We start from the raw sequence: 13,491 nt of genomic DNA on the forward strand, positions 1-13,491 counted from the left end.
CCAAGCCGCCCCTTCACGAGGAGAACCCATGACCGTCCATGACCGCATCGTCACCGAGCCGTTTTCGCTGCAGCGCCGCAACCCGGCCGGCGGCACCAAGAAGCTGACCGCCTGGGGCTTCGCCAACGAGACCGACGTGCTGACCGACGTGCTGCTCGGCTCGCCCAATTTCCTGCGCCATCTCTCGACCAGCTCGCTATCGCGAAAACATCTGCGCGAGGCGCCTTGCAATGTCCAGATCGCGCAGGCGCAGCACAAGGACCTTGTCGCCGCCTATGAGCATTTCGGCGTCAACATCCACTGGCATGAGCCGACGCCGGAACTGCCGATGCAGGTCTATTCACGCGATTCCAGCGTGATGACGCCATATGGCGTCATCATCACCGCGATGGCCAACTGGTGGCGGCGCGGCGAGAACTACGCGGCGATCCGCACCTATGAGAAGCTCGGCATCCCGATCTATGACATGGTCACCGCCGGCACATTCGAAGGCGGCGACTTCAACGTCATCGAGGACGGCGTGGTGCTGATCGGGTGCGGCGGCGCCCGCACGCAGGAGGAGGGCGCCCGCCAGGTCCAGGCCTGGTTCGACAAGGAGGGCTGGGAGACCCGCATCGCGTTCATCGACGAATATTACGTCCATATCGACCTGATGGTGGTGCCGATCGCCGAGAAGCTGACCGCCGTCTGCCTCGCCTGCACGGAGCCGGGCATCGTCGACTGGCTGAAGGGCAAGGGCCACGAGATCATCGACGTGCCGTTCCAGGACACGATGGCGCTCGGCTGCAACTTCATGTCGCTGGGCAAGGACAGGGTGATCGCGCCGACGTCCAGCCAGGCGCTGATCGGCCAGCTCAAGGCACGCGGCTTCGAGGTCGCGGCCATCGATATGAGCGAGATCTCGAAGACCGGCGGCGGCATCCACTGCATGGCACAGGCGCTGAAGCGCGAGCCGGCCTGAGGGGCCGGCCTTTAGCCCCAACGCTCCCACGAAAGCGCCATTGTCAGCAACGTCGAACCCGCCTGGCTCGCGGCACGCGCCTACAGCACGATGAGCTTTCCCTTGCGCAGACGCTTGGCGCAACGATAGGCGAGGTCGGCGGCGACCATGTCTTCCATCGCAATGCCCATCGCCTTGTAGGTGGTGATCTGTTGATTCGAAACGCGACCCGGCGCGCGGTCGAGCAGCATGGCGCCAAGCTCGGTGCCGAAATCCGGGTCGAAGCCGGCAAGCTCGCAAGAACCGACCGGGGTCAGTTTGAACGCATCCTTGGTTTCGACAAAAAGACTGGATTTGCCGATGAGCTCGATCGGCATTTCTCCGCCGGGCGGCGCCACCCCGACCGACGAGACATGCGTGCCCGGCTGGACCCAGCCTGCGTCGATCACCGGCTGGTAGGAGTGGGTCGCCAGGCACACCACGTCCGAACTGCCCACTGCCGCCTCGAGGTCGGCGACCGCCACCACCGACGGATGCAGCCGGGCAAGCGCTGCCGCATCGTCGAAGCTCTTCGAAGCGACCCGGATTTCGGCAAAGTCGCGCACCAGCGGCAACAGATGCAGGTGCTGGTTGGCCTGCACGCCGGCGCCGATCACTGTCGCTATCCTGGCATCCCGGCGGGCAAGCGCGCGCACCGACAGCACGGCGGAGCCGGAGGTTCGCACCGCGGTTATGAAGGTGCCGTCCATGATGCAGACCGGCAGGCCGGACAGCGGATCGAACAGGCTGATGGTGGCGAGATGGCTGGGCAGGTTCTTGGCCAGGTTGCCTTCGAAGACATTGACGATCTTGACGGTCAGGTTCATGTCCTCCATCCAGGCCGGCATGGCGAGGCTGTAGCCGGCTCCGGGGATGTCGAGCTGTGGTCGGGGTGGATTGACGACCTTACCTTGTGACAGCGCCTTGAAGCCGTCTTCCAGAACGTCGAGAAGCTGGCTGAGGTCGATGCACGCCATCACGTCGGCTTCGCTCAGCACCAGGATCTCGGTCGCTCCCTTGCTGATTTCCGCCGCACTCTTGCCGGCTGGGCTGCACGCTTCCTTGGTCATCCTGCACTCCTGTGTTCGTCGAAATCGGCTCACCACATCTGCTTTGAGTGGGTGAGGGAAGCGCAGGCTATTGCGAGGTTTTATGTGATGAAATACGTTGATTTTGGCATCTGTGCGTGAATTAAGCACACAAATCCCTGAGATAGAGTGGATTGTGAATGGACGATCTCGACCAGATAGACCGCAGCCTGCTCCGGCTGCTGCAGGAGGATGGGCGCCGGACGACGCTTGATCTTGCCGGGCGTGTCGGGCTGTCGCCGACCGGAACCAGCCAGCGGGTGAAGCGCCTGTTCCGCGACGGGTTCATCACCGCGGTCAGGGCTATGCTCGATCCGCGCAAGGTCGGCAGGGGAACGCTGGTGTTCATCGAGGTCAGGCTTGACCACACGGCGCCGCATGTCTTTGACCGCTTCGCCGAAGCCGTGGCGAAAGCTCCGGAGGTTCTGGAGTGCCATATGGTGGTTGGCGGTTTCGATTATCTGGTCAAGGCGCGGATCGCTGAAATGGCGGTGTTCCAGGATTTCCTGCAGCGGGTCATCCTGCCTCTGCCCGGCGTGCGCGAAACGCACACTTTCGCCTCCATCGCCGATGTCAAGCCGAACGCCCTCTTGCCGGTGTAATCAGATGGAGGAGGGGAATGCTGTTCAGGGCGACGTTGAACGCATCTTCGCCACCTTGTCGCTCCCCCTAGCGCGCCTCCTGGTGCAGAGATGCCGGAGACCGGCTCTAGCCTTGCAGGGTCAGCAGGTTAGCGTCGCGCGCGAGCCGCCACTCACCATCTGGCTCCTTACGCAGGAGCGTCAGCGCATATCCCGATCGATGGACCGGCTCGCCATTCGGCGGGGTCGCGGTCATGTCGATGCGGCTGCGGATGAAGGCCCAATTGCCGAGAAGCTGTAGTTCCACGATATCGCTCGTGCCGTCGATATGAACGCCGGCCGTCTCCTGCGCGGCCGCCGCGAAGATCTCCTTGTCGAAGGGTTCCCGGCCGGGAACCATGAAGATCGCATCGTCCGTCATCAAGCTGAGGACAGTCGCGATGTCTCCACGCTTACTCGCATCCATCCACGTCTCGACCAGCTTTCGGATTGCTGTTTCGTCGCCCGTCATCCGTTACCTCCCTGGCATCTCGCCGTCATCGATAGCGCACGGCGCTTCCCCCTCGCTGAAACATAGGGCTTAGATCGCTGTCGTCATCGATTGCGGTGGTCCTCGACGTCGCGCGGCGTGGGGCATGGTCCGTGAAACGGCAGGTCCGCGCCCTCCATGCCTATCGCCAGCCGCCCGAGGCGGTGATGCGCTCGCCGGTCAGCCATGACGCCTCGTCGGAGGCGAGGAACACCGCGACGCGGGCGACGTCATCGGGCAGGCCGAAGCGACCGAGCGGGGTCATGGCGATAATCTGCTTCTCGAATTCGCTGCCGACGATGCCGATGCGCGCGAGGCCTTCGGTATCGATGCCGCCGGGCGCGATCGCGTTGACGCGGATGTTGCGTGCGCCGAGCTCCCGCGACATCGACAGCGTGATCGTGTCCACCGCTCCCTTGGTGGCGGCGTAGACGAGCGAGTTCGGCTGCGGATTGCGGCTGGCAACCGAGCTTATGTTGATGATGCTGCCGCCGCCCGGGCCAAAATGGCTCACTGCTGCTTGCGTGGTCAGAATGATGCCCAACACATTGGTGTCGAACTCACGGTGGAACTCGGCCTCGGTAACCGCTTCCAGCGGCTCGAACGCGAAGACGCCGGCATTGTTGACCAGGATGTCGAGCCCGCCAAACTCCGATTTCGCCGCCTCGAACAGGCGGCGCACGTCGGCCGCTTGCGACACGTCGCCCTGGACGGTGACGGCGCGGCCGCCACGGTCCTCGATCTCGGCGACGACGCGGTCGGCGCCTTCCTGTGACGAGGCGTAGTTGACGACCACCGCGGCGCCGGCCGTGGCAAGACCCTTGGCGATGGCAGCGCCGATACCCTTGGAGGCGCCGGTGACGATGGCGACCTTGCCGTTCAGCTTGCTCATCAAATCTCTCCTTTGTCGATGATGAGCGGTATTTAATGATGATCAGAAATCGTATTAGGATCATCATGATCCATTCTTTCGTGCCTGGAATTCCGGAATGACCACCATCCTCGAAAAGACCGCCGGTCTCGTCGCCTTCGTCCGCACGGTCGATGCCGGCTCGTTCCATGCCGCCAGCCGGCTGGTCGGCTCCAGCCCATCGGCGGTGTCGAAAAGCGTGGCGCGGCTCGAGCGGCGGCTGGGCGTCAGGCTGATCAAGCGCTCGACGCGCCGGCTCGGGCTGACCAGTGAAGGCATCGCTTATTACGAGCGCGTGGCGCCGCTGCTCAGGGCGCTGGACGATGCCGAAGACATCGTCCAGCTGGCCGATACAGCGCGCGGCCTGCTGCGCGTCACAGCGCCGGTCGAACTCGGCCGCGGCCTGATCGCGGCATGGGCGCAGGCGTTCCTTTCGCGGCATGGCGCAGTCAAACTAGAGCTCAGCGTCACCGACCGCCACGCCGACCTGATCCGCGAAGGCTATGACGTTGCGGTGCGCATGGGGCAGCTCTCGGACACCGGGCTCATCGCGCGCAAGATCGCCAATCTGCCGATCGTGCTGGTGGCCTCACCGGCCTATGTCGAGCGGCGCGGCCGTCCGGCATCGGTCGAGGATTTACCGAACCACGAATTCGTCCGCTACCAGATGGCCGGCCGGCCCTATCCCGTCACTTTTGCCGACGGTACGATGATCGTGCCGGATGGGCGGCTCGATACCGATGATGGTGGTGCCATCCGCAATGCGGCACTTGCCGGCGCCGGCATCGCGCATCTGATGCGGTTTGCCGTGCAGGACGATCTCGACACGGGCCGCCTGGTCCGCATCCTGCCCGAGGTGGCGATGCCGACCATGCCGGTGTACATCGTCCATGCGTATGGGCGACAGCTACCCGTCCGGGCGCGGCTGTTCGTCGACTTCCTGGCGGGCCAGATGGCGGCGCTGATGCGATAGCGCAGCGCGGAATGACCTCCGCAGCCGATCCGACGCCGTCGCAAGCAAGATTCTTGCCCCATCACCCGATCTTCAGAACGCAATCTTCACTGACTCGGCGCTGCGGTTGGCCGGGCCGTGGTGGACGGCCTCGATATTGTTGCCGTCGGGATCGAGCAGGAAGGCGGCGTAGTAGCCGGGATGGTAGTGCTGCCGCTCGCCCGGTGCGCCATTGTCCGTGCCGCCGCCATCGAGGCCGGCCCTGTAGAAGGCGTCGACCATGGCGCGGTCCTTTGCCTGGAAGGCAAGGTGGTGGCGCCCCGTCAGCTTTCCCTGGGCTGCCGGGCTGTCGGGGCTCGAGATGAACAGCTCGTCGGCCCAGAAATAATCCTCGGCGCTGCCGCCGATCGGAATATCGAGCACCTTGAAAACCGCCTCGTAGAAGCGGCGGCTGGCCTTGAGATCCCTGACCACCAGCTGGACGTGGTCGATGAGACGGCCGCGATGAAGTTCCATGCCTGTCAGCTCCTGATCGCCAGGCTGGAAATCTAGCTCAGCACGGTGCACCGTCAATGCAATGGAGCAATTGAGCGGCGCAATTTCCTGACTGGATAAAAAATGCAACCGGATTGTCGGATTCAAAACATCTCCAACGTCCTTCGGACGCAAGCGGCTCGGCGAAGCTCGAAAAGGTCGTGCCGTATCAACGCTTCCGGCATGGGAGAAAAGTGAAATGAGCCTTTCCTATCGTTGGGTTATCGTCGCGGCTGGCGCGCTGATGACCTGTGTCGCCCTCGGGGCGATGTTCTCGCTGGCAATCTTCCTCGAACCGATGGCGCTCGACACACAATGGTCGCGCGCCGGCATATCGAGTGCGATGACGCTGAACTTCCTGGTAATGGGCCTCGGCGGCTTCGCCTGGGGCGCCATTTACGACCGCTTCGGCGCTCGCATCGTCGTCATGACGGGCGCCGTGCTGCTCGGCCTGGCGCTGGTTCTGGCCAGCCGCACCGGCTCGCTGCTCGTTTTCCAGCTGACCTATGGCGTGCTCGTCGGCCTCGCGGCAAGCGCCTTCTTCGCGCCGATGATCGCGCTGACTTCCGCCTGGTTCGACACGAACCGCAGCCTTGCGGTCTCGCTGGTCTCGGCCGGCATGGGCGTGGCGCCAATGACCATCTCGCCCTTCGCGCGCTGGCTGATTTCGGCCTATGACTGGCGCACCGCGATGTTCGACATCGGCATAATCGCGTGGGTGCTACTACTGCCGGCCGCCTTGCTGGTGCGCCAGCCGCCCAAGCCCGCTGCCGACGGTGCTACGCCAAGCGTTGCAGCCGAGGGTGTCGGCATGACGGTTCCGCAGGCGCTGCGCTCGCCGCAGTTCATCGTGTTGGGACTGACCTTCTTTGCCTGCTGCGCGGCGCATTCGGGGCCGATCTTCCATATGGTGAGCTATGCGATGCTGTGCGGCATAGCGCCGATGGCGGCGGTCAGCATCTACAGCATCGAGGGCCTGGCAGGGCTGGGTGGCCGGCTGCTTTACGGCGTGCTTGCCGATCGGCTGGGCGTCAAGCCGGTGCTGATCACCGGGCTGGCCATACAGGCCGTGGTCATCGCCGCCTATCTCGCGGTTAGTGAGCTTGGTCAATTCTACACGCTCGCCGTCATTTTCGGCGCCACCTATGGCGGCGTCATGCCGCTCTATGCGGTGCTGGCGCGCGAATATTTCGGCCAGCGCATCCTCGGCACGGTGTTCGGTGCCGTAACCATGCTGTCCAGCCTCGGCATGGCTTTCGGCCCGCTCGCCGGCGGCATGGTGTTCGATGCCTATGCCAGCTATTCCTGGCTGTTCATCGGCTCGGCCCTTGTCGGGCTTGGCGCGATGGCGATTGCGATCGCCTTTCCGCCGCTGCCGCGCCGGGAGTTGCAGCCGGCTTAAAGCACGATCGGCGGAAAAGGGCGGCCGCTTGGATGGCAAGCGGCCGCGTTCCAAAATAGCTGGCAGTGGTTGTTCGGCATTATGAAAAGCGAATTGCTATGGCCGCAGAGGCACCACTTCGGCGCCATCAAGCGTGTAGCGCGCATAGCGGAAATCGCGAATTCTCGCCAATCTGTCGCCCGCCCATTCCAGCAGGATAAAGTATCTTGGCCCTCCGGCCGAGTCGTCCGGATCGATCACCAGAATGGCTGGGTGCCGATCCACCAGGCCCGGAAGCAGCCGCCAGTCGTGGATACCCGCGTAATTGTGGAAGTACCGGCCCACTTTCGTGCGGCCGCTCGCCCGGAGCCGGTTGACGAGGTCAAGCCGCACGTCCTCGGCCAGCATGTCGCGGATCGCATCGAAGTCGCGGGCATTGAACCGCTCTACATAGGCTGCCAGACGCGCCCGCTCGGGCTCGGCCAACACCGGCACAGGCCGATCGTCAGGCTCGCCGGCGACTTCGCGCAGGCGCAGACGGCCGCGATGCAGTGCGGCTTTCACCGCCGGAACACTGCTGTCGATAATGTTGCCGATCTCTTCGATCGTATAGCCGAGCACATCCATGAGAATGACGCTGCTACGCTGCGCCGCGGGCAGGCGCATGAAGGTCTGCAGGCTTGCGGCCGCAGTGTGCCGGCCCTCGGCCGACATGCCGGGGTCAGGTATCATATCGATATCCTCGACGACATGCGCGGCATCCAACCTGGTACGGCGGCGTAGGTGGTCGAGTGCTGCATTATGCGCGATGCGGAACAGCCAGCCCTCGACATTGGCTATCGGCCCGGTCCCGGGGAACGCCTCGAGCGCCTTCACCGTAGCTTCCTGGACGACATCCTCGGCATCGATCACCGAACCGGTCATGCGGGCACAATAGCGATGCAGTTTCGGCCGCAATTCGCCGAGCAGCCGGTCAAATGGCTCCCGTCCTTCTGGCGCACCGGATGCGGATCCGGTCATCGCACAAGGATCGATTTCATTGCGTATCTCCCAGGGCAGGCGCGCCCGCCATCAGGCGCAGCGTCTTATAGACGCTCGACGATGGCAAAAGGATTCGGTCGAAAAAAACTTTCTTTAGCTGGAATCCTTTGGTGGTGCCTCCGCGTCTCTGGATCATGGGACCGCGAGACTGGTGGGCCATCTGTTCAAGCCGGAGGCGCCATAATCATGAGCAAGCAAAGTGCGGGATCAACGAAGGTCTGGGTTCTCGCCCTCACGTCGATAGGCTCCTTGATGGTCGTTCTCGATGCGATGGTCGTGGCGACCGCATTGAGCACGATGCGGGTCGAACTCGATGCCTCGCTGGAGACGCTGCAATGGACGATGAACGCCTATAATTTGAGCTTTGCCGTCCTGCTCATGACCGGGGCTGCGCTCGGTGACCGGTTCGGCCGCCGCCGTACGCTCGTTGCCGGATTGGCGTTGTTCATCGCAGCGTCGGTTGCCTGCGCGCTCGCTGGAAATGCCGGATTGCTGATTGCGGCCCGTGCGGTTCAGGGCGCGGGTGCCGCAATGGTCATGCCGCTGGCCATGGCGCTGCTGAGCGTCGCTTTTCCCCCGGAGGAACGAGGCAAGGCGCTGGGCATCTTTAGCAGCATCACCGGCCTGGCCCTGATCATCGGTCCGATGGCGGGCGGGGCGATCTCCGAAGGCCTCTCCTGGCACTGGATCTTCTGGCTCAATGTTCCGGTCGGCATCGTTCTCATCCCGCTGGTGATGCGTCGGATTCCGGAGAGTCACGGGCCGGGTACGGCAATCGATGTCCTCGGCGTCGCCCTGGTGACTGCGGCGGCATTTGGAGTGGTCTGGGGTCTGATGCGCGGCAACATCGTGGGCTGGAGCAGCTCTGAAGTGCTGTCGGCGCTGACGGCCGGGCTGCTTCTGGCCATCGCATTCGTCCTTTGGCAGCTGCGTACCCGTGAGCCCATGCTGCCTTTGCGGTTCTTTCAGGCGCGCGCATTCTCCTCGGGCGTCGGCGCGAATTTCCTGCTTTGCGCCGCCATGTACGGCCTCGTATTCCTGCTGCCGCAGTTTCTGCAGTTTGCCCAGAGCCGTGGGCCGCTCGGCGCCGGCATGGGTTTGCTGCCCTGGACCGCCACGCTTTTCGTGGTCGCACCGATCGCCGGCAGCCTGATCAACCGCGTCGGCGAGCGCTGGCTTGTCGTGGCCGGATTGATCCTGCAAGCGGCTGGAATGGCCTGGCTGGCGCAGATCGCAGCACCTGATCTGCCCTACATCCAGCTAGTCGCGCCCCTGATCATTACCGGTGCCGGCGTGTCGATGGCCATGCCTGCCGCGCAGAATGCGGTCCTCAATGCGGTCGCGCGGCCGGAGGTCGGCAAGGCTGCCGGCACGTTCAATACATTCCGCTTTCTGGGCGGCGTATCCGGGATCGCGATCGCCGGTGCGGTGTTCGCCGGCACTGGAAGCTTCTCGTCCACCGACGCGTTCAGCGATGGCTTCACCGCGGCAATCGACGTCTCCGCGCTGCTCTCGCTCGCCGGCGCGCTCGTCGGAATGGGGCTTCCGGAGCGTCGCACAGTGGCGCTCGCGAATGCCGGCAAGGAGGCGTAATTGTCGCTCGGAGGCGGGAAGCTCGCGCGAAGCGGGTCCCCGCTTCAAAACGCCTTCTACTGCCCGGCGGATGCGAGGGTGCCGCTCGCCATGAGGCCCCACAACTGGTCGGCGCTCAAGTGCCTGGCGGATCCGTCATAGGCCACGCGTCCGAGGCTGAGAACCACGATCCTGTCGGCCAGCGCCCGCACCGTGGCGAGATCGTGTGTGACGAGGCTGACGCCAGTGCCGCTGGCGGCGATCGAACGGATCAGCTTCACGCGTTCCGTGATGGCGGCGAACATGCTGCATCGCAGCACCCTGCCGCCGATATCGGCGGGCCAAGGCAGCGCGCGAAAATCGTCAAAAATGGACAATTCGGGCTGGTTCCCGCTGTTTTTTGGCTTTTATTAGCCGCGCCTCACGTTCCTGTTTCAAATATGTCAACTTTTTGTGTTGCGTTGCACAATGGTGGCGCCTTATCCTGCGTGAGGGGGGCGCTTCCGATTGGAAATGCGCCGTGAACGACGCCGCTATGTTGACCGATTGGCAGTTTCGCCGTCCCGCCGGCGCACGCCGCTAATGGGAAATGCGCGCGACACCCAATTGGACGCGCTGAGGGCCATCGCCGTGACGATGGTGCTGTACGCACACTTCTTCGCGGCCGGAGGATCCTCGTTCTGGGGCCATATCGGCGTACGTCTGTTCTTCGTGCTGAGCGGCTTTCTGATTACCCGCCTGCTGCTCGAAGCCCGCTCGGCCGCCGAATTCGAAACCGGACCGGCGCTGAGATCCTTCTATATCAGGCGGGCGCTGCGGATATTCCCGCCCTATTTCGCCGTGCTGGGTTTCGTCTGGCTTACGGACATGGAGCAGTCGAGAGGATCGCTGGCCTGGCACGCGCTCTATCTGTCGAATTTCTGGTACGCAGCGCAGAATGAATGGACGCCCTGGCTGCTCTGCCATTTCTGGAGCCTGAGCATCGAGGAGCAGTTCTATATCGCCTGGCCGTTGATCGTGCTGCTGGCGCCGCGCCGGCGCCTCGAAGCGATCTGTATCGCCGTTATCGGGCTGTCGCTGGCCTACCGGTTTTATTGGCCGATCGCGGGAACACCCGGTTTGTCGCGCGACCTGCTGCCGCCGGCGTCGATGGACGCGCTGGCGTCAGGGGCGCTGCTTGCCGCTTACCGGTCAAGATCCGCTGGCCTGCCGCAATGGCTTCGAGCTGGCTGGCCGTGGCTCGCCGCGGCGTTTTTCGTTCTGCAGTGGTTTGCGCCGGCGCCGGCAAATCCGCTGCAGGAATGGGGCCTCTGGCTGCTGTTGCAGATCCTGCCTCTCGTGCCGCTGGTGGTCATCGTTGCAAGCTGTTCGACAGGCGTTGGTGGCTATATCGGAAAAGGTCTCGAACTGCCGCCGCTGCTTGGCCTTGGCCGCATCAGCTACGGCGTTTATCTCTACCATCCGATAGTGCTGTCGCTCGTCGTCAAATCGCAGCCCTGGATTCCGCTCAACGTCTCGGAACAAGGGCCGGGACGGTTCCTGGTGGCGGGAACGGTGACGCTCATGCTGGCGTCGGTTTCATGGCTGCTTTTCGAGAAGCCGCTCAACAGCCTAAAGCGCCACTTCCCCTATGTTGCCCGGAGAGGCCGAGCCGGCTTCCCGACAGGCATCGATACGACCAACAGCGGTTGGCTCGCGGCAGGAGCATATCCGAGCAGGCCGCTTGATGGCGCATCGCGCTTGCCACGCAAGTTGCAACGAAGCGGTCGGGGCTGACCAATGGCTGCTCCCTTAGTCTCCGTTCTGCTGCCGACCTACAATGCGGGACCTTATCTTGCCGCTGCGCTGGGTAGCATCCTGCGCCAGGATTACGATCGTCTGGAGGTCATCGCCATCGATGATGGCTCGACCGACAACTCACTGCAGATCCTACAGAAATACCGCCAGGCCGACAATCGCATCTCGATCATCTCACGCGAAAACCGTGGCCTGATTGCAACTTTGAACGAAGGCCTGGCCATGGCCCGCGGCGATCTGGTCGCCAGGATGGACGCCGACGATGTCGCCTATCCCCGGCGCCTGTCGCGACAGGTCGCGCTGTTCAACCAGCAGCCTGACCTCGCGCTGTGCGGCGCGGGTTTCGACACCTTGCTCGGCAACCGCATCGTCAGGGGTTCGCCCGATCCGATATTCCAGGACAATAGCCTGCGCATCTTGTCGATGTTCTTCACGATCTGCATGCATTCCACGGTCGTCTACAACAAGAAGGTCATCGAAGAGAGCGTTCTATTTTATAACGAAAGGTACAAGCACGCCGAAGACTTCGACCTGTTCAGGCGGCTGACCGACCGCTACCCGGCGGCCATGATCCCCGAAAGCCTGATCGCCTATCGTATCCATGACGACAGCGTGACCAACAGGCACAAGCGCGAAATGCGCAGGACGCATTTGAAGATCGTCGCCGAGAACCTCGAGCGCGAGGGGCTCGCGGAAGAGACGCAAGACCTCCGCGACATCGGTGAGGTCCTGTCGATGGGCACGGTTCGCCGTGCCGCCGAGTGGATCCTTGCGCTGGAAGAAAGGATTGCCGCGCTGCCGGCCGAGGCGAGGCCGAGCTACCAGGCCGGCACGCTGAACCTGTTCTACTTCCTCTATCAGCTCATATCGGGAGAAAGACAGCCGTTGCTGATGCACGAATTCCTGACGCGGACCGCGAAATGGAAGCTCATCCGGCGCCGCGAGCAGTACGTGTTTCGCACCGGTGCCTTCGCGCCGCGCTTCAGTCTCGCCTCGATGTCGGTCACCAGGCAGGTGGATGCCCTGTCGCGGTATCTGCAATCCGTGCCGGCCGCGGCGGTTTTGCCTTCGAACCAGTTGAGCTAGCAACGCATGTTCGTCAAATCGCACCAGCTCCAGCAGCGCGGCCACTCGACGGTGCCGGCGGCCATGTCGCCGCGGCCGCAGCATGGACCGGCGCCGGCGGTCAGCTTCATCGTCTGCACACGCGACCGCGTCGCCGTGCTCGAGCCCTGTATCAGGTCGATCCAGGCCGCGTGTCGTGCCCATGCCGACTTTGCCGCCGAGCTGGTGGTTGTCGACAACGGCTCGACCGACAGCACCGCCAAACGGCTGGCCAGCATCGCCGAACTGTCGGACATCCCGTTCACCGCTATTCGCGAACCACGACCTGGACTGGCGGCCGCGCGCAACGCCGGGCTGGAGCGGGCGCGGGGCCGCGTGCTCGTCTTCGTCGACGACGATTGCGCAGTCCACAAGGATTATCTGCACGATCTGCAACGGCACTATTCGGCCGGCGAACGGGTCATCCGTGGTGGCCGCGTCGAGATCGGCGATCCCCGCGACCTGCCGTTCACCATCAAGCGGTCGCCGGTGCGCGCGCGGCTTACGCCGGATGTCCATCCCGGTGGCTTCGTGCTTGGCTGCAACATGACGATGCACCGTGATGTTGCAGCCCGCATCGGCCGTTTCGACGAACGCTTCGGCGCCGGCGGCCCGCTGCGCTCGGCCGAGGATACGGACTATCTCGTGCGGGCGGTGCTGCTTGGGATTCCGGTCGAATATGTGCCCGACATGACGATTTACCACCATCATGGTCGGCGCGATCGCAAGGCCATAGAAAAGCTGCACCGCGACTACAGCATGGGCAATGGCGGGCTTTGCCTGAAACATATCCGGCACGCGCCGTGGCTGCTTCGCCATTTCTACTGGTCCATGAGGGCGGCCTTGCGCGAACTGAGGAAAGGCCCTCTGTTCGACCGTGAACTCAAGCTGTCGCACTGGCCGATCATCGGCATGAACTTGCTCGGCGCGGCCAAGTTCGCGGTGCTTTCGCTGGTGAAATCGCCGCAGCCGGCGCAAATGCGACAGGAGCAACAGGCAAATGCCGAGGCGAGGTGATCCGCA

At 63.6% G+C, this 13,491-nt stretch carries 14 protein-coding genes; 8 read left to right on the plus strand and 6 right to left on the minus strand.

The window, feature by feature from the left end:
- Positions 1-28 precede the first annotated feature (28 nt).
- Positions 29-961: a dimethylarginine dimethylaminohydrolase family protein gene (locus NKH89_RS19915; protein ID WP_023720586.1), complete on the plus strand. Its 933-nt coding sequence runs from the start codon at positions 29-31 to the stop codon at positions 959-961.
- Between the two features lie 80 nt (positions 962-1,041).
- On the opposite strand, the gene NKH89_RS19920 is transcribed toward NKH89_RS19915, so the two are convergent.
- Positions 1,042-2,049, minus strand: a complete 1,008-nt coding sequence (locus NKH89_RS19920) for an ornithine cyclodeaminase family protein (RefSeq protein WP_352909619.1) — start codon at positions 2,047-2,049, stop codon at positions 1,042-1,044.
- Between the two features lie 158 nt (positions 2,050-2,207).
- Between NKH89_RS19920 and NKH89_RS19925 the strand changes: the two genes are divergently transcribed.
- Positions 2,208-2,669, plus strand: coding sequence for an Lrp/AsnC family transcriptional regulator (locus NKH89_RS19925; protein ID WP_023720584.1), 462 nt, complete (start codon positions 2,208-2,210; stop codon positions 2,667-2,669).
- Between the two features lie 106 nt (positions 2,670-2,775).
- Here NKH89_RS19925 and NKH89_RS19930 read toward each other — a convergent pair whose 3' ends face one another.
- Together NKH89_RS19930 and NKH89_RS19935 are read right to left on the minus strand one after the other, a co-directional pair.
- Positions 2,776-3,159 carry a YybH family protein gene (locus NKH89_RS19930; protein WP_023722391.1) on the minus strand — a complete coding sequence of 128 codons (384 nt, stop codon included), beginning with the start codon at positions 3,157-3,159 and terminating at the stop codon, positions 2,776-2,778.
- Positions 3,160-3,319: 160 nt separating this feature from the next.
- Positions 3,320-4,069 (minus strand): SDR family NAD(P)-dependent oxidoreductase, encoded by a 750-nt coding sequence (locus tag NKH89_RS19935; RefSeq protein WP_023722390.1) that lies wholly within the window; start codon positions 4,067-4,069, stop codon positions 3,320-3,322.
- Positions 4,070-4,166: 97 nt separating this feature from the next.
- On the opposite strand from NKH89_RS19935, the gene NKH89_RS19940 reads away from it, so the two are divergent.
- Positions 4,167-5,060, plus strand: a complete 894-nt coding sequence (locus NKH89_RS19940) for a LysR family transcriptional regulator (RefSeq protein WP_023722389.1) — start codon at positions 4,167-4,169, stop codon at positions 5,058-5,060.
- Positions 5,061-5,132: 72 nt separating this feature from the next.
- On the opposite strand, the gene NKH89_RS19945 is transcribed toward NKH89_RS19940, so the two are convergent.
- A complete protein-coding gene (locus NKH89_RS19945; protein WP_352494538.1) occupies positions 5,133-5,564 on the minus strand; it encodes a VOC family protein in 432 nt (143 codons plus the stop codon).
- A 208-nt stretch (positions 5,565-5,772) separates the two neighbouring features.
- Here NKH89_RS19945 and NKH89_RS19950 point away from each other — a divergent pair, with 208 nt between their 5' ends.
- Complete coding sequence (locus tag NKH89_RS19950; RefSeq protein WP_352494430.1) at positions 5,773-6,975, plus strand: MFS transporter; 1,203 nt, start codon at positions 5,773-5,775, stop codon at positions 6,973-6,975.
- Between the two features lie 96 nt (positions 6,976-7,071).
- Here the strand turns inward: NKH89_RS19950 and NKH89_RS19955 are convergent, their stop codons facing one another.
- The gene (locus tag NKH89_RS19955; protein WP_352494429.1) at positions 7,072-7,974 is read right to left on the minus strand and encodes a sigma-70 family RNA polymerase sigma factor; all 903 of its coding nucleotides are present in this window, start codon (positions 7,972-7,974) and stop codon (positions 7,072-7,074) included.
- A 207-nt stretch (positions 7,975-8,181) separates the two neighbouring features.
- On the opposite strand from NKH89_RS19955, the gene NKH89_RS19960 reads away from it, so the two are divergent.
- A complete protein-coding gene (locus tag NKH89_RS19960) occupies positions 8,182-9,588 on the plus strand; it encodes an MFS transporter (RefSeq protein ID WP_352481689.1) in 1,407 nt (468 codons plus the stop codon).
- 56 nt (positions 9,589-9,644) lie between these two features.
- On the opposite strand, the gene NKH89_RS19965 is transcribed toward NKH89_RS19960, so the two are convergent.
- Positions 9,645-9,944: a P-loop NTPase family protein gene (locus NKH89_RS19965; protein ID WP_156948281.1), complete on the minus strand. Its 300-nt coding sequence runs from the start codon at positions 9,942-9,944 to the stop codon at positions 9,645-9,647.
- A gap of 205 nt (positions 9,945-10,149) precedes the next feature.
- On the opposite strand from NKH89_RS19965, the gene NKH89_RS19970 reads away from it, so the two are divergent.
- The 3 genes from NKH89_RS19970 (at position 10,150) to NKH89_RS19980 (ending at position 13,485) form a co-directional block, all read left to right on the plus strand.
- A complete protein-coding gene (locus NKH89_RS19970; protein WP_352481688.1) occupies positions 10,150-11,343 on the plus strand; it encodes an acyltransferase family protein in 1,194 nt (397 codons plus the stop codon).
- A 3-nt stretch (positions 11,344-11,346) separates the two neighbouring features.
- Positions 11,347-12,450, plus strand: coding sequence for a glycosyltransferase family 2 protein (locus tag NKH89_RS19975; protein ID WP_352855718.1), 1,104 nt, complete (start codon positions 11,347-11,349; stop codon positions 12,448-12,450).
- Positions 12,451-12,513: 63 nt separating this feature from the next.
- Complete coding sequence (locus NKH89_RS19980; RefSeq protein WP_031195092.1) at positions 12,514-13,485, plus strand: glycosyltransferase family 2 protein; 972 nt, start codon at positions 12,514-12,516, stop codon at positions 13,483-13,485.
- Positions 13,486-13,491 lie beyond the last annotated feature (6 nt).

Source organism: Mesorhizobium sp. M0923, from assembly GCF_040319365.1.
Taxonomy (GTDB): Bacteria; Pseudomonadota; Alphaproteobacteria; order Rhizobiales; family Rhizobiaceae; genus Mesorhizobium.